Here is a 16,568-nt window from a genome sequence, read left to right on the forward strand (position 1 = left end):
CTTCTCCTGCAATTGCGTACTCGAATCGCAAAACCATAGGAGGCGGCCGCGCGGGCCGCAATTGCTGCGCTGCCGAAAGGAGCCGAATTGACCGCCTCGAATTGCGGAAACGCCGGGATTGCGCCGAGCTCAGGCCGGATCGCGCAATCTCCTCATCCGCCCTTGCCAGGCATGGCGAACGGGGTGGGATCCAAGAAGCGCTCCAGCACGTTCCGGGTCAGCCGCGAGATGTTGTTGTCGTAGCCGTTGTGCGCGAGGCTGCCGACATAGGCGATCGAGCCGGTCGAGAACACGGCACCGCCGGAGGGGCATTCGAAGAACACCATGTCGGCGCGGATGCGGGCGCTCTGCAAGGCGTTGGTCGCGCCGTTCGGAACGAGCACCGCATCGTTCGCCATGTGAAAGGCGTTGGTGTGGTTCTCGGAGGAGGCCAGGACCAGCGTATGCGGCGGCGAGCCGGCGCTGACGTCGCAGGCATCGATCTCGTCGCCGGCGGCACCGCCGCCGAGATGGCCGAAATCACCGAGGATCTCGTCCTCGATGCCGGCGAAGATGAAGGCGGCGCGCGGATCGCGGCTCTCGGGGCGCCGGCGGTAATAGGACGAGGCGTCGAAGCCCTGGGCGATGAAGCCGACGCCGGCCAGCGTGTTCGGCGAGCGGCCCTGGCGGCTCCAGAGCCCGCCATATTCGCCGGTGAAGCTCATATAGTATTCGCCGGGCGCCGCATGCCAGGCGCGGGTGCCATCCTCGGCCCGCCGCACCTCGATGATCCCATCCGAGTGCGGGTGATAAGCGACGCGCCAGTAGAAGCCGTTGCCGCCGAGATACATCAGACGGCCGCCGCCCTTCAGATAGCCCTCCAGCGCGTTCATCATCTCCAGCGAGACATATTCGGGGTGCGATCCGGTCAGCACGGCCCGGTAGCCATCGAGCAGGCCCGCGCCCTCGCGGTGCAGATCGTCGTCGGTGACGACGTCGTAGTCGCAGCCGATCCCCTCCAGCCAATCGACGACGAAGAGATCGCTGGAGAAATTCCAGAGCCTCCCCTTCGGCCGGAAGTTGGTCATCGGCCGCAGGCGCGTGCCGTAGCAGACGCCACTGCCGTCATTGTGCACGCAATAGGTCGACAGGCCGATCGGATGGTGCAGCAGCTGCATATCGGTGACGTCGAAGTCGAGCAGATGCCCACGCAGCATCTCAGTGCCGGACGCGAGGAAGCGCGCCTTGTTGTTGGCGTAGATCGTATAGGTCGCGGTCGGCGCGAGATAGGCGACCTTGGCGGTGCGCCTTCCGCGTGGCGGCCGCACGAAGAACGGGACATGGGTTTCTGCGCCCTCGCCGCGCAGGCGCGCGGCATAGATGCCGCTCTGGCAGTCCTCAGGGACCATGAAGACAAAGCTCGTCTGCCAGCGGGCATCGTCGATGTCGTCGTCATGAAAATGGATCGCGCCGTATTGCTGCGGCGCCCGCTTCCAGTCCATCTCGGCCGCGTCCCAGTTATGGCCGGTCACGGCACGGGTCGGCAGGTTGACCGTCCGGCCGTGCAACTGGTGTGGCCCGCGATCGATGATGCGGTCGGAGCCGATCTCCTGCGAGAAGTCCCAGGCAGCGAGCAGCGCTTTGCCAGCCTTTTCGACCGTGATCGGCTGGTCGAGCTGTTCCCGCGAAAGCGCCTGCGCGAACAGGCGCGGCGCCTCCAGCTTGCCGTTGTAATGGGCGCCAGGCGCCATTCCGTCGGCGCTCGCATCAGACCAGGCTGCGATCAGCAGCGGCGTATCCGGAGCCGCCGGCAGGATCGCGATGTCGCGCGTGACTGAAGCCGCCCGGCCGGTATGGACGCTGTGATCCTCCAGCGGGCATTGTGATAGCTCGATCCGACGCGAGGCGGCGTCGAAACTCGCCGAGAACAGATGCCAGCGCCGTTCCGCCACGGCGATCCCGGTCGAGATATCGACGACATCAGTGCCATCGCCAAGCCGCAGCGCCAATGCGCCATCTGCATCGAGATAGAGCCCGAAGCCGCGCTTCGAGCGCTGCGACCAGGCGCCGAGCAGCGCCCGCGGCTGCTTGCCGATCAGGGTGGGCCAGGCCAGGACCTGCAGGCTGAAGCTCTCCAGCGGCACGGGCAGCGACGGCAATTCGATGTACGAGCCGAGTCGCAGTTTCTGCTCGCCGCCGGGATAATCGCCGCTCGCGGGCGAGGCTATCTCCGTCTCGCGATAACCCTCCCCGCCCCGGCCGGTCTGCGGTGCGCGCAGGCGGACGATATCGGCGCGATAGCCGGCGATCCCCGGCGTGCTCACCTTGAAGGCGATGCTGTCGCCCGGCGCGGCGCTGATCCGGTCGGCATAGGCGAGGATCGCCCTGGCCGGATCAGGCACGATGAGCGGTGGCCCGTCGACCGGCGGCTCCGGAATGGCGAGCTCGCCCAGGGTGGTGGCCAGATCGTGGCCGGTCATGGCGTGCCAGCGCAGCTTGAAGACCGTCCATTCGGCCTCGGCGAGATCGGTGAAGACGACGTCGGGCACGGGCACGGGCCGCAAGGGATTGCCGGTCATCCGCGCCAGCAGCCAGCGCGCCCTAGGGGTCTCGACGATCAGGCAGTGCTTGCCCTCGATCGGCGCGCTCCGCATCCGGTCGAGCACCGCCTGGAGTTCGGGGCTGTGATGGCCGAGCGGGCGGCGCCGGAACTCATGCGCCAGGTCCAGGCGCGAGGGATCGATCTCGTACATCGCAGGCCTTCACTCCCCGTGGCGGCAATCTGCCCGGCAGGCCCGGGCTCCGCCAGCGCGACCAGCGCATGCCCAACCTGACCGAATCCGCCGATACGCGGAGGCTTGCTCGCCGAAAACGCCTAACTGGTTTCATGATTTCGCATAAAGCGCAATATAAGAACGATATTTCTGTTGAATGAGCACAATCACGTCGCTAATGTCGCGGTAACGGCGACCAACGCCGGTCCGGGGAGGACGACATGGAGACGCTCAGCAGGACGGGTTCGATCAACCGGCGGCAGCTCATGGCGGGAGCGGGCGCCCTTTCGGCAGCGACATTGTCAGGGGCCGGCCGCTTCGGCGCCGCACAGGCGGCAGCGCCGATCAACTTCGTTGGCTGGACCTTCCGGCCGGACATGGTCCAGGGCTATGTCGATTTCTACAACAAGACCTATGGCGAGACGGTCAGCTACTCAACGCTGCCCTGGCCGCAATTCCACCAGACGCTGGAATCACGCGCTTTCGCCGGCGACATTGTCGACGTGATGTACTGCTTCCACACCTTCCGGGAGCGCTGGGCGCAGACGGGGCTGATCCGCGCGCTCGACGATCTGCCGGGGGCCGACGAGCTGAAGCGGGCGATGATGCCGGCCAATCTCGAAAGCCTGTTGAGCAAGGAGGGCAAGCTCATCGCGCTGCCCTATTTCGTCAACCTCTACATCCTGATGCACAACGAGCCGATGCTGCAGCAGGGCGGCTTCGACAAGCCGGCGGCGAGCTTCGACGAGCTGGTCGAGCAATGCGTCAAGCTGAAGAAGGACAAGATCGCCGAGTATCCCTACCTGCCGAACTGGAATCCGACGATCACCGGTACGACGCCGCAGTTCCTGACCGACTGCTTCGCCGAGGGCGCGACCGTCTTCGACGCCAAGAACAAGCTGGTGATCGATCAGGATCCGGCGGTGGCCCAGGTGCTGGAGCGCTGGAAGAAGGTCTATGCGCTCGGCCTGGTCACGCCCGAGATCTTCACCAAGCCGTCCTCGACCGACGTGCACCGGATGATGTTCACCGGGCGCTACGCCTATCACAGCAACATCTCGAACTATCTGCAGACGATCGCCAGCGACACCAAGGAATCCCTGCTCGCGCCGAAGAAGGCGAAGATGACGCCTTATCCGGGCAAGGTCGGCAGCACGTATATGTGGACCGATTCCTACGTGCTCAACGCCAACACCAAGTCGATCGAGAGCGCCTGGAAGCTGATGCAGTTCGTCGGCGGCAACCTGCACAAGGATTGGTATGTGCAGCAGCAATGGGCGATCGGCTCGGGCCTCGATAACGTCTACCCCGACCTCTACAAGGAGCCGGCCGTCGTCGCCTCCTATGCCAACTGGGTCGACCTGCCGACGCTGCGGGCCCAGTACGACAAGGGCAAGGTCAGCGGCGCCTTCAAGGAGCAATGGTATCCGGAATACGACGCCCGCTCGGTGACGATCCTGCACGACATGATCCGCAAGAACCTGTCGGTCGCGGAGACGATCAAGGCGCTCGTCGCCCTGCACAAATCGCTGGCCTGAGCGGATGACCGCCCTCGATCCCGGCCGGCCTGATGATCTCGCGCTCCAGCCGGAGGCTTCGGCCTCCGGCCCGGCGCGAACCCGCTGGTTCGCGCGCAAGAACCGGCAAGCCGTCCAGTCCGAGGGCTGGTTCGCGGCGGCGCTGGTCTCGCCGGCGCTGCTGGTGATCCTGCTGATCGTCTTCCTGCCGCTGGTCTATTCGGTCTGGCTGAGCTTCGCCGAGGTCGACCTGCTGCGGCCGGGCGGCACGGCGATCACCATCTTCGGCATGCGGCTGCCGCTCTACCGTTTCACCGGGCTCGCCAATTACAGCAAGGTCCTGTCCGACCCGCTCTACTGGCAAGCGCTGCTGCGCACCGTCTATTTCGTCGCGCTGTTTGTGATCGAGGCGGTGGTGATCGGCTTTGCCATGGCGCTGGTGCTCAACGCCCATTTCGCCGGGCGCGGGCTGATGCGGGCGATGCTGCTGGTACCATGGTCGATGTCGCGCATCGCCGTCGGCATCCTCTGGCTCGGCATGCTCGACGCCGATTTCGGCGCGATCAACGGCATCCTCTACCGGCTCGGCCTGATCGACCATTACCTCTCCTTCTTCAGCGACGGCTTCACCGCGCTCAACGTGCTGATCGTCGTCTATGTCTGGAACCAGGCGCCGTTCGCGACGATCCTGTTCCTCGCCGGGCTGCAATCGATCCCGCAGGATCTCTACCACGCGGCCTCGGTCGACGGCGCCGGCTTCTGGCGCAAGCTCTGGCACATCACCCTGCCCTCACTGCGGCCGATGATGTTCCTCGTGCTGGTGCTGGCGACCGTCAACGGCTTCCTGATGCTCGACCTCATCTATGTGATGACCTCGGGCGGCCCCGGCAACGACACAACGACAGTGACCTGGCTCGGCTACCGCACCGCCTTCAGCTTCTTCAAGTTCGGCCCAGGCACGGCGATCCTGTTCACCTTGACGCTGATCTGCGTCGCGCTGACCGTGATCTATCACCGCCTCATCCTCTCGAGATTCCAGAGCGAGTAGGAGGAGCGTCATGCCGACCGTCATCGCGCGCAACCACAGCAAGCTCTGGCCGGTGCTGGGTCTCTACGGCCTCGTCGCGCTGGTCGCACTCTGGCTGATCGGGCCGTTCCTGTGGCTGTTCATCAGCAGCATCAGCGAGCAGCGCGACCTGCTTGCCCGGCCGATGCCGCTCTTCCCGCCGAATCCGAGCTTTGCCAACTACGCCAAGATCTTCGGGCTGGTCGAATTCCACGCCCAGCACCAGTCGGCGCAGATCCTGCCCTCGCTCGGCAACAGCGTCGTGGTCACGCTGATCGTCACCGCGCTTAACATCGTGCTCGGGAGCGGCGCCGGCTACGCCTATGCGCGCTTCCAGCACCCCGTGATGAAGATCACGCTCTACGCCATCCTGTTCACCCGCATGCTGCCGGTGGTCGTGCTGATGCCGGCGCTGTTCCTGATCATGCGCCAGCTCGGCCTGCAGAACACGCTGAGCGGGCTCGTTCTGGCCTATTGCTCCTTCACCTTCCCCTTCACGATCTGGATCCTGAAATCCTATTTCGAGACCATCCCGCGCGAGCTCGAGGAGAGCGCGCTGGTCGATGGCTGCTCGCGGCTGCAGGCCTTCGTGAAGGTGATCCTGCCGATCTCGGGACCCGGCCTCGTCGCCGCCGGCGCCTTCACCTTCGTGCTGTGCTGGAACGAGTTCCTGGTGGCGCAGGTGCTGAACTCGAAACCGGGCACCACGACCTTGCCGCCGACCGTCGCCGGCATGCTCGGCCAGGCCAATATCGACTACTCGGTGATCGCGGCGTCGGGCTTCCTCTCGGCCATTCCGGCAGTGATCCTCGCCCTCGTTTTCCAACGCTACATGGTCCAGGGGCTCACCGCCGGGTCGGTGAAGGGCTGATCGTTCCCTGAGACCGCCCGTCGCTGGCAAGACACGCCGACGGGCCTTTCAAAACCGCGCATCCGCGAAAGGACAGATCCGATGACGATCGTGCCAAGGCAACCCGACATGCACCTCGCCTTCCTTGAAGGCGGACCGAAGAAACTGCTGATCGATGGACGCTGGGTCGATGCCGCCTCCGGCAAGACCTTCGAGACCCTCGACCCATCGACCGGCCAGGTACTGGCGCGCGTCGCCGAGGGCGATCGGCAGGACATCGATGCGGCGGTCGCGGCGGCGCGGCGCGCCTTCGACGGCCCCTGGCGCAAGTTCAAGCCCTATGACCGCCAGCAGGTCATCCTCAAGCTCGCCGACCTCGTCGACAAGCATTTCGACGAGCTCTCGCTGATCGACACGCTCGACATGGGCGCCCCGATCAGCCGCACGCGCGCCTCGCGCCGGCGCCTGCTCGGCCTGCTGCGCTATTATGCCGGCATGGCAACGGCGTTGCATGGCGAGACCGTCGACAACTCCATGCCTGGCGAGTTCGTCACCTATACGCTGAAGGAGCCGGTCGGCGTCGTCGGCGCGATCACGCCGTGGAACGGCCCGCTGGTCTCCTGGATCTGGAAGATCGGCCCGGTCCTCGCCACCGGCTGCACCACCGTGCTGAAGCCGGCTGAAGAGTCGCCGCTCTCGGCCCTGCGCATGGGCGAGCTCCTGCTCGAAGCCGGCCTGCCCGATGGCGTCGTCAACATCGTCACCGGCTTCGGCGAGACTGCGGGGGCGGCGCTCGCCGGCCATCCCGACGTCGACAAGATCGCCTTCACCGGCTCCTTCGAGACCGGGCAGAAGATCGTCCAGGCCTCGGTCGGCAACCTCAAGCGCGTGACGCTTGAGCTCGGCGGCAAGTCGCCCGATATCGTCTTCGCCGATGTCGATCTCGACCTCGCCGTGCCCGGCGCCGCCATGGGCTGCTTCGGCAATTCCGGCCAGGTCTGCAGCGCCGGCACCCGCCTCTTCGTCGAGGACAAGATCTATGACGAGTTCATGGAGCGCGTCGCCGCCTTCAGCCGGACACTGAAGGTCGGCAACAGCCTCGACCCCGAGGTCCAGATCGGGCCGTTAGTCTCCGAACAGCAGCTCAGCCGCGTTTCCAGCTATCTCGACATCGGCCAGCAGGAGGGCGCCAAGCTGCTTTCCGGCGGGCGCCGGCTGACCGAGGACGAGCTCGCCAGCGGCTATTTCATCCCGCCGACCGTCTTCGCCGGCGTCCGCGACGAGATGCGGATCGCGCAGGAGGAGATCTTCGGGCCGGTGGTGTCGAGCCTGCCCTTCAGCGATCTGGAGGAAGTCGCACGGCGCGCCAACAATACCATGTACGGGCTCGGCAGCGGTGTCTGGACCAATGACGTGCGCAAGGCCCACTATCTCGCCAAGGCGATCCGCGCCGGCTCGGTCTGGATCAACTGCTACCAGATGATGGATCCGGCGATGCCCTTCGGCGGCTACAAGCGCAGCGGCTACGGCCGCGAATCCGGCATGCAGCAGTTCAACGACTATCTGAACGTGAAGTCGGTCTGGCTGCGGACCGCCTGATGCCGAGCAAGCTGTTCTCGCCGATCACGCTCGCGGGGGTCACCTTCCCTAACCGCGTGGTCATCTCGCCGATGTGCCAGTACAGCGCGCCCGATGGCGCCGCTTCCGACTGGCACATGGCCCATCTCGGGCAGTTCGCCATGTCTCGCGCCGGTCTCCTCCTGCTGGAGGCGACGGCGGTCGAGCCGGCCGGGCGGATCTCGCCGCTCTGTCTTGCGCTCTATACCGACGCGCAGGAGGCGGCGCTCGCCCGGGTGGTGACGATGCTGCGCTATGCCGGCGGCGACATGCCGCTCGGCATCCAGCTCGGCCATGCCGGCCGCAAGGGCTCCTGTCACATGCCCTGGGATGGCGGGCACGGCCTCAAGCCCGAGGAAGGCGGCTGGCCGATCTTCGGCCCGAGCGCCCTGCCCTATGACGACAAGCGCGCCGTGCCGGAAGCGCTCGACGAAGCTGGCATGGAGCGCATCGCCGCGGCCTTCGTCGATGCGGCCGGGCGGGCCGACCGCATCGGTTTCGACGTGGTCGAATACCACTGCGCCCATGGCTACCTCCTCCACTCCTTCCTGTCGGCGCAGAGCAACCGGCGGCAGGACGGCTATGGCGGCTCGCTCGATAACCGAATGCGCTTCCCGCTCGCGGTGGCGCGGCGGCTGCGCGAGGCCTGGCCGGCGCGGAAGGCGCTGGGCGCAAGACTCGACGCCGAAGATGCGACCTATGCGGCCTCGCTCGCCGACACGATCGCCTATGCGCGCGAGCTCAAGGCGATCGGCTTCGACTATGTCTGCCTGTCGCGCGGCAGCCTCTCCGGCGAGCAGAAGATCATCTCCTGGCCGGGCTATCTGCTGCCGCTGGCCGCAGCTTTGCGCCAGGCGACAGGGATGGTCACCCAGGCCGTCGGGCTGATCGTCGATCCGTGCATGGCGGAGGAAGCAGTCGCATCGGGGCAGGTCGACATGGTCGCGCTGGCGCGCGGCTTCCTCGACGACCCGCGCTGGGTCTGGCACGCGGCCGAGACGCTCGGCGCCGAGCTTGCCTATCCGCCGCAATACCGGGGTGCCGATCCCTCGCTCTGGAAGGGCGCGACTTTGCGCCCGCGAGCCCATGCCGCCGGCTGAGACCGGCGGCGACCTCACACTCACCCGTTGCGGAGACCGACATGATCCCTGAGGCCCTGATCTCGACCTGGCGGCTGAAATCGCACCGGCAGGAGCTGCCGGAGACCGGCGAGGTGCTCTATCCACGCGGCGACAATCCGCAGGGGCTGCTGACCTACACCGGCGACCGCCGCTTCTCGATCATCAACGCGCCGGAGGAACGGGCGCCGCCCAAGGGTCTCGGCCCGACCGACGAGGAGGCGCTCGGCCTGTTCAAGGGTCTCACCGCCTATGCCGGCCATTATTCGGTCTCCGGCGAGACCGTGACGCATCATGTCGAGGTCTCCTGGAACGAGGCCTGGTCCGGCACCGACCAGGTCCGCCGCTTCAAGCTCGAAGGCGACACCCTGACCATCATCGCCGGCCCCTCGCACAGCCCCTGGGACGGCCGGCTGACGATCTCAACGCTGATCTGGGATCGCGTGCGCTGATCCCGCGCTGAGCGGACCGACACATCACTGAACCACGCCCCGGCGGATCCGATGCTCCGCCAGGGCGATCGATCGCTGCTGCGCGTGAGCGGCGGCGCATGCATCGGCTTTCGCAAAACGACAGGAGACGAGCGATGACCTCAGCCAACCTTCGTCACAACCCCGACGCCGTCGCGCCGCCAACGCAGAACCTCTACGCGCATGGCGTCGAGGTCCCGACCAACAGCCGCCAGCTTTATGTCGCCGGCCAGGTCGGCGTGCGCCGCGACGGCTCGCTACCAGCGACGCTGGAGGAGCAGGTCGAACAGCTGATGGCGAATTTCGAGGCGATCCTCGCCTCCGCCGGCATGAGCTTTGCCGATGTCGTGAAGATCACCGCCTACTGCCTGAAGCCGGCCGACATCATCACCTACGCCAATATCCGCAACCGCTATTTCAATGGCAATCCGCCCGCCACGACCGCAGTCGTGGTCGCCGGGCTTGCTCTGTCGGAGTGGCTGGTCGAAGCCGATCTCACTGCAGCCAAGCGCGATTGATCCGGTAGCCGGTGGCGGAGCAGCCCCAGGCTGCTTCGCCATCAAGCGTGGACGGGCTCGCGCAAGGGATAGTGGCAGGCGACGAGGCGCTCGCTGCCGATGAGCTCCGGCACGGCTTCGCGGCAGGCAGCGCTCGCCCGAACGCAGCGCGGATTGAAGGCGCAGCCGGCCGGCGGCGCCAGCGGGCTCGGGAACTCGCCCTTGAGACGAAGCTCCGGCAAGCCACGGCCGGGCTCGGGCGGCAGGATCGCCTGCATCAGCTCGCGCGTATAGGGGTGGCGCGGCTCGGCGAAGACCGCCTCGGTCGGCCCGGCCTCGACGACCTTGCCGAGATACATCACCGCGACCCGGTCGGCGAGATGGCCGACCACGGCGAGGTTATGGCTGATCAGCACGATGGTCAGCCGGAAGCTGCGGTGCAGGCGGGCGAGCAGGTTGAGAATCTGCGACTGGACGGAGACATCGAGCGCCGAGGTTGGCTCGTCGCAGATCAGGATCTTGGGCTCGCCGATCAAAGCGCGGGCGATGGCGACGCGCTGGCGCTGCCCACCCGAGAGCTGGCTCGGATAGGCGCCGGCGAGATAACGCGCCAGCCCCACCGCATCCATGATCTCGTGCACAGCTGCGAGGCGCGAGCGACCATTGCCGACGCCGCGCACTTCGAGCGGCGCCGCGATCGCGCTTGCCACCGTCATGCGCGGATTGAGCGAGGAATACGGGTCCTGGAAGATCGGCTGGATCAGCCTGGCGCGCTCGACCCGGCCATAGGCGCCGATCGGCTTGCCGCCGACTGTGATGCTGCCCGAGCTCGGCTCCTCGATGCCAAGCAGCAGCCGGGCGAGCGTGCTCTTGCCGCAGCCGGACTCGCCGACGATGGCGAGGATCTCGCCCTCCTCGACCGCGAGGTCGATGCCGCGCACCGCCTGCAGCACCCGCCCGCGGCGCAGGCCGGCGCTGACCTGATAGTTGCGCGTCGCGCCGGTGATTTCGAGCAGGCTCATCTTGTCCTCATGCGATAGCCGTCGCAGCGGCGAGCGGCACGGCCGGTTGGCGCAGCGCCTCGATCGGCAATAGGCAGCGCAACTGGCGCCCGCCGGTACCGCTGCGCAGGGGAACGGGCGCCGCGGCGCAGGCCTCATGCCGGAATTCGCAGCGATCGAGGAAGCCGCAGGCCGTCAGCGGCGCGATCGGGCGCGGGACGAGGCCCGGGATGTAGCCCAGCGGCTGGCCGCGGCGGGTGCGCCCCGGCACCGGGATCGAGCGCATCAGCCCGGCCGTATAGGGATGACGCGGGCTGCCAAGCACCTCGTCGGTGGTGCCGCTCTCGACCACCTCGCCGCCATACATGACGACCACCCGGTCGGCGAGACCGGCGACGACACCGATATCGTGCGTGACCAGGATCAGCCCGACGCCGGTCTCTTTTTGTATTTCGGCGAGAAGACGCAGGATCTGCGCCTGGATGGTGACGTCGAGCGCGGTCGTCGGCTCGTCGGCGATGATCAGCTCGGGCTCGCACAGCAGTGCGGTTGCGATCATCATGCGCTGGCGCAAGCCACCCGAGAGCTGGTGCGGAAACTGATCGAGCCGGTCCTCCGGTGCGGGAACGCCGACCCGCCGCAGCAGGGCGACGATCCGCTCTCGCGCCTCGGCCCGGGAGACCCGGCGATGCTGGCGCAGGATCTCGGCCATCTGGTCGCCCATGCGATAACAGGGGTCGAAGGCCGTCATCGGGTCCTGGAAGATCATCGCGATGCGCTTGCCGCGGATCGCCTGCCAGCGCCGCCGGTCGAGCCCAAGCAGGGACTCGCCCTGGAAAGCGAGGCGCTCGGCCGACAGCCGCGCGTTCTGCGGCTGCAAACCCATCACTGCGAGCGAGGTCAGGCTCTTGCCGCAGCCGGATTCACCGACGATGGCGACGGTCTCGCCGCGTTCGACGATGAGATCGACGCTGCGGATCGGGCGCAGCAGACCATCATTGACCGGGATTTCCAGGCTGAGATTGCGGATTTCGAGCAGGGGCGCCATGGCTCAGGCCCTCCCCTCGGGCGAGAGGACGTCGCGCAGCGCATCGCCCAGGACGTTGATCGCCAGGATCAGCAGGATGAGCGCCGTGCCCGGAATGGCGATCAGCCAGGGCCGGAACAGGAACTGGCTCTTCGCCTCGGAAATCATCAGACCCCAGGAGGTGAGTGGCGGCTGGATGCCGAGCCCGAGGAAGGTCAGCGTCGCCTCCATCAGGATGGCGCGAGCGAGTTCCAGTGTGCCGACGACGATCAGCGCGCTGGTGATGTTCGGCAGGATCTCGCGCAGCAGGATGCGCGGCGTCGAGCTGCCGATGGCGCGGGCGGCGGTGACGAATTCGCGGCCGACCAGCTGCTGCGTCGCGGTCCGCGTCACGATCACCAGCCGGTCCCAGAGCAGGCCGCCGATCACAAGCACCAGCAAGGGCAGCGATTGGCCGAGCACCGCAACAGCGACGAGCGCGACGAGCACGACTGGCAGGGTCAGGCGGACGGTCAGCAGGAAGTTGACGAAGAGATCGACGCGCCCACCCCAGTACCCTGCCGCGACGCCGAGGACCGTACCGATCAGCCCGGAGATCAGCACCGTGGCGAAGCCGACGAACAGCGAGATGCGGGCGCCATAGAGCAGCAGCGCGAGATAGTCGCGGCCGAGATGGTCGGTGCCGAGCGGATGCTGCCAGCTGCCGGCGCTGTTCCAGACCGGCGCCGCCAGACGACGCGCCAGATCCTGCGTGCCGGGATCATAGGGCGTCAGCAGGGGCGCGGCGATCGCCGCGAGGACGAAGACGGCGAGCGCGCCCCCACCGAACCAGAAGCCGGGATGCCGGGCCATACGCCGCAACGCGATCTGGCCGGGCGTCGGCATCGGCTTTGCCGAAGGTGTCGCGGATACCGGCGCCGATGCGCCGTCGATGAGGCTGGTATCGGCCATCAGCTCGTCCGGATCCGGGGGTCGAGGGCGGCGTTCAGGAGATCGGCCGCGAGCGTCAGCACCGCATAGGTCGCGGCGATCACGAGCAGGATCGCCTGGATGACCTCGACGTCGTAGCGGCGGATCGAGAGCCAGGCGAGGTTGCCGAGCCCGTTCATCGAGAACACTGCCTCGACCACGACCGAGCCGCCGAGCATGTAGCCAAACTGCACGGTCGCGACCGCCACCACCGGAATGATCGCGTGGCGCAGGCCATGGCGCAGCACGACCCGCCAGGGGCTGAGCCCATAGGCACGCGCGGTGCGGACATGGTCGGAGCACGTCCATCATGCCCGAGCGGGTCAGGCGCATGATCGCCGGCGCCGCGTAATAGCCGAGCGCCACCGCCGGCAGGATGTAGTGCTGCCATGTCGCCGTGCCGGAGACCGGCAGCCAGCGCAGCATGACGCCGAAGCCGTAGATCAGGGCGAGCGAGGACAGGAAGGACGGCATTGCCTGCCCGGCCACAGCCAGGACCAGCGCGATCCGGTCTATGATCGTGTTGGGCCAGAGCGCGGCGATCACGCCGAGCGGCACCGCGACGAGCAGCGCGAAGGCGAGCGCCAGCACGCCGAGCGTCGCGGTGATCGGGATATGCCGCGCCAGGACCGGCCCGACATCCTCCTTGAGATAGGTCGAGCGGCCGAAATCGCCGCTGACGAAGCGGCCGACCCAATTCAGATACTGCTCGTGGAAAGGCCGGTCATAGCCGTAAGCCTTGCGGATTTCGGCGATCTGCTCCGGCGAGGCGCGCTCGCCCGCCATCGCCACCGCCGGGTCGCCGGAGAGATGGACGAGCGAGAAAGAGATGATCGAGACGACGATCAGGACGAGGACGGTGACCAGCAACCGCTTCAGGACGAAGGAACCCATTCCGCACTCCGTGCGGCGAGGCGACCGGCCGGAGCCAGCCGCCCAGCCCGATGCCAGCTACTTCCAGCGCGCCAGATAAAAATGGGCGAGCTCGTCCGGGGTCACCGGATAGTCGAGGTCTTTGGTGTAGGCGTAGGCCCGGCCATAAGCGAAGAGCGGCACGCCATACGCCTGGGCATTGATCCGCTCCAGGGCTTTGGCGTAGAGGCCACGGCGCTGCGCCGGGTCCATGGTGCTGTCGGCCTTGTCGAGCAGGTCCCTGACCTCGGCGTCGCGGGCATAATCGTCGGCGCCGAACTTGAAATAGAGGCTGACCGAGGCGGAGGCGTCCTGCATGCCCTGCGAGCCCCAGGTCAGATGCGCGAGCTCGGCCTTGCCGCCGATGATCAATGGCCGCAGCGCGACGTTCTGGATGAAGCGGAAATCGGGCTCGATGCCGACGGCGCGCAGATAGGCGAGCACCGCTTCCGAATAGGATTTATCGCGATAGGCGTAGAAGGGAAGCTTGAGCCCCTTGGCATAGCCGGCCTCGGCCAGCAGCGCCTTGGCCTTGGCCGGATCATAGGCGTGCTGGGTGACGTCGGCGGTGCAGCCGATCTGCGTCGGGTAGCACATCGATTTCAGCACCTCCGCCGAATTGCCAACGAGCTTGGCGATCGCCTCCCGGTCGATGGCGTGGAAGATTGCCTGGCGGACCCGGACGTCCTTGAGCGGGGTATCGCCGGAGCGGCCGGCGGCGTCGAACAGCAGGAAGGACATCCGCGTGGTCGGCGCAGCCTTGACGGTCACGCCCATGGAAGAGAGCTGCGGCACGTTCTCGGGCGGCACGCCCCAGATCCAGTCGACCGTGCCGGCGAGGAGTTCTGCGAGCTGCGCCTCGTTGTCGGCGATGGTGCGGTAGACGATCTTGCCGATCTTCGGCTGCCCTTTCGGGCTTTCCTTGAAGTAGTCGGGGTTCTTCACGAAGGTAGCGGATTGGCCGGCCTTGAAGTCCTTCATGATGTAGGGGCCGGTGCAGACCGGCCGGACCGCGCCCCAGTCGCGCCGGGTCTTGCCGCCGGCAGCGCTGACGACAGGCGCCTTGTCGTAATGGCCTGACGGATAGATCGCGGTGTTGCCCGAGAGGAATTCGAGCGCGGCCGGCGTCGGCGCCTTGGCGACAAAGCGGACCTTGTGCGGATCGACCGCCTCGACCGACTTGATCCAGTCGATCGCGAGGCGGACATTGATGCCGCTATCGGCTGGCATCACATGGCGGAAGGTCGAGACCACATCCTCGGCATCGAGTTCGGTGCCGTCATGGAACTTGATGCCCTTGCGCAGCTCGACCTCGAGCGTAACGTCGTCGACCCAGCGATGGGAGGAAGCCAGGAGCGGCTTGTATTCGCCGCTGGCGGGATCGCGATGGAACAGGGAGTCGCAGTTGAACATGGTCGCGATGACCACTTCGCGCAGTCCCTGATAATAGATGTCGAAGGTGTCGATCTCGGTCGACGTCGCCCAGGTCAGGGTATCATCGGCCTTTCCGGCGATTGCCGGAGGGGCGAATGCCACGCAAGCCATGACACTGCCGACAAGCGCCGCCATCGAGCGTTTGAACATCGCGATCCTCCCTGGGGCACCTGTCATCCTTGTCGGGGCCTCGATGGGCCACAGATGCCTTCCATTAAATTTGCGCTTTACGTTGAATCTGTCAATTCAGATTGCTGTTACAGCCAATAAAAATTACAAATTTTGCCGTGACAGCGGTTTGTAGGACTGAAGATGAGCGCCCTAATCCCCGCTGCAAGCTGCTCCGCCTGCTCCACGAGCGAGGGTGCAGCGGGCGAGGCCCATCGCGGAGAACCACGCACCCGTTCCGTTTCGACAATCCCGGCCGTGCGCAATTGCGCATAGCGTATGCCCTCAGGTTTCGCCTTACTCACGAGTAAGCTCAGGAATATCGAGTAGAGCAGGAGATACCGCGGCGGCAAACGACCGTGGGCTCAAGGGGAACGTCATGGACCAGGCCGAAAGCCCGGTGCTGCTCACGATCGAGCAGGCAGTCGCCACCGTCACGCTCAATCGTCCGCGCGTGCTCAACGCGATCGACCCGCACATGGCGCGCAGCCTTGCGGATGCGATCGAACGCATCGCGCAGGATGGCACGGCGCGCGTCCTGCTGTTGCGTGGCGAGGGGCGCGCCTTCTGTGCCGGCGGCGATGTCGCCCGCTTCACCGTGGAAGACCCGGCAGCCGCGGTCGAGGCGATCATCGACCCGTTCCACACGGCATTGCGCGCGCTGGATGCCCTGAAGCTGCCGACGCTCGCAGCCGTCCAAGGCCCGGTCGCTGGAGCGGGTTTCAGTCTCGCCTTGGCCTGCGATCTTTGCATCGCGGCGGACGATGCCGTCTTCACCATGGCCTATTCGCGCATTGGCGCCTCCCCCGACGGCTCGGCGACCTATCGGCTGCCGCGCCTCGTCGGCGAGCGCAAGGCGCTCGAACTCGCCTTGCTGGCCGAGCCGATCGGCGTGGCAGAGGCGCAGGTGCTCGGACTGGTCAACAGGGTTGTGCCCACAGCTTCGCTGCAATCCGAGGCGATCTCGCTGGCGCGCCGGCTCGCACAGGGGCCGACGGCGGCCTATGCCCAGATCAAACATCTCATCGGACGCTCGTTCAGCAACGATCTTCCCGCCCAGCTCGATCTCGAACGCGAGGCTTTCCTCGCCGGCACGCGAACGGCCGACTTCAGGGAGGGCGCGCAAGCCTTCCTGGCCAAGCGGCCGCCGCAGTTCGAGGGGCGCTGAA

General features: G+C 66.6%; 13 protein-coding genes and 1 pseudogene. 8 read left to right on the forward strand and 6 right to left on the reverse strand.

Annotation, left to right across the window (positions count from 1 at the left end; all coding sequences use genetic code 11):
* Positions 1-152: 152 nt before the first annotated feature.
* Positions 153-2,732 (reverse strand): N,N-dimethylformamidase beta subunit family domain-containing protein, encoded by a 2,580-nt coding sequence (locus BLM15_RS09470; RefSeq protein ID WP_126112514.1) that lies wholly within the window; start codon positions 2,730-2,732, stop codon positions 153-155.
* A gap of 242 nt (positions 2,733-2,974) precedes the next feature.
* Here BLM15_RS09470 and BLM15_RS09475 point away from each other — a divergent pair, with 242 nt between their 5' ends.
* The 7 genes from BLM15_RS09475 (at position 2,975) to BLM15_RS09505 (ending at position 9,909) form a co-directional block, all read left to right on the forward strand.
* The gene (locus BLM15_RS09475; protein ID WP_126112515.1) at positions 2,975-4,291 is read left to right on the forward strand and encodes an ABC transporter substrate-binding protein; all 1,317 of its coding nucleotides are present in this window, start codon (positions 2,975-2,977) and stop codon (positions 4,289-4,291) included.
* A 4-nt stretch (positions 4,292-4,295) separates the two neighbouring features.
* Positions 4,296-5,318 (forward strand): carbohydrate ABC transporter permease, encoded by a 1,023-nt coding sequence (locus BLM15_RS09480; RefSeq protein ID WP_126112516.1) that lies wholly within the window; start codon positions 4,296-4,298, stop codon positions 5,316-5,318.
* 10 nt (positions 5,319-5,328) lie between these two features.
* Positions 5,329-6,207, forward strand: a complete 879-nt coding sequence (locus BLM15_RS09485; RefSeq protein ID WP_126112517.1) for a carbohydrate ABC transporter permease — start codon at positions 5,329-5,331, stop codon at positions 6,205-6,207.
* An 81-nt stretch (positions 6,208-6,288) separates the two neighbouring features.
* Entirely contained in the window at positions 6,289-7,785 is a 1,497-nt protein-coding gene (locus tag BLM15_RS09490) for an aldehyde dehydrogenase family protein (protein ID WP_126112518.1), read from the forward strand.
* Positions 7,785-8,903, forward strand: a complete 1,119-nt coding sequence (locus BLM15_RS09495) for an NADH:flavin oxidoreductase/NADH oxidase (protein ID WP_126112519.1) — start codon at positions 7,785-7,787, stop codon at positions 8,901-8,903. Before BLM15_RS09490 ends, BLM15_RS09495 begins: the two co-directional genes overlap by 1 nt.
* Before the next feature lie 41 nt (positions 8,904-8,944).
* Complete coding sequence (locus BLM15_RS09500) at positions 8,945-9,373, forward strand: lipocalin-like domain-containing protein (RefSeq protein WP_126112520.1); 429 nt, start codon at positions 8,945-8,947, stop codon at positions 9,371-9,373.
* Positions 9,374-9,507: 134 nt separating this feature from the next.
* Positions 9,508-9,909 (forward strand): RidA family protein, encoded by a 402-nt coding sequence (locus BLM15_RS09505; protein WP_164547459.1) that lies wholly within the window; start codon positions 9,508-9,510, stop codon positions 9,907-9,909.
* A gap of 41 nt (positions 9,910-9,950) precedes the next feature.
* Here the strand turns inward: BLM15_RS09505 and BLM15_RS09510 are convergent, their stop codons facing one another.
* The 5 genes and pseudogenes from BLM15_RS09510 to BLM15_RS09530 form a co-directional block, all read right to left on the reverse strand.
* Complete coding sequence (locus BLM15_RS09510; RefSeq protein WP_126112522.1) at positions 9,951-10,910, reverse strand: ABC transporter ATP-binding protein; 960 nt, start codon at positions 10,908-10,910, stop codon at positions 9,951-9,953.
* A gap of 7 nt (positions 10,911-10,917) precedes the next feature.
* A complete protein-coding gene (locus BLM15_RS09515; protein ID WP_126112523.1) occupies positions 10,918-11,937 on the reverse strand; it encodes an ABC transporter ATP-binding protein in 1,020 nt (339 codons plus the stop codon).
* Between the two features lie 3 nt (positions 11,938-11,940).
* Positions 11,941-12,867, reverse strand: coding sequence for an ABC transporter permease (locus BLM15_RS09520; protein ID WP_126112524.1), 927 nt, complete (start codon positions 12,865-12,867; stop codon positions 11,941-11,943).
* Positions 12,867-13,779, reverse strand: a pseudogene (locus tag BLM15_RS09525) (ABC transporter permease). Before BLM15_RS09525 ends, BLM15_RS09520 begins: the two are co-directional and overlap by 1 nt.
* Before the next feature lie 57 nt (positions 13,780-13,836).
* Entirely contained in the window at positions 13,837-15,381 is a 1,545-nt protein-coding gene (locus BLM15_RS09530; RefSeq protein WP_164547460.1) for an ABC transporter substrate-binding protein, read from the reverse strand.
* A 397-nt stretch (positions 15,382-15,778) separates the two neighbouring features.
* Here BLM15_RS09530 and BLM15_RS09535 point away from each other — a divergent pair, with 397 nt between their 5' ends.
* Complete coding sequence (locus BLM15_RS09535; protein ID WP_126112526.1) at positions 15,779-16,567, forward strand: enoyl-CoA hydratase/isomerase family protein; 789 nt, start codon at positions 15,779-15,781, stop codon at positions 16,565-16,567.
* Position 16,568: the final 1 nt, after the last annotated feature.

Origin of the sequence: Bosea sp. Tri-49, from assembly GCF_003952665.1 — a bacterium.
Lineage (GTDB): Bacteria > Pseudomonadota > Alphaproteobacteria > Rhizobiales > Beijerinckiaceae > Allobosea.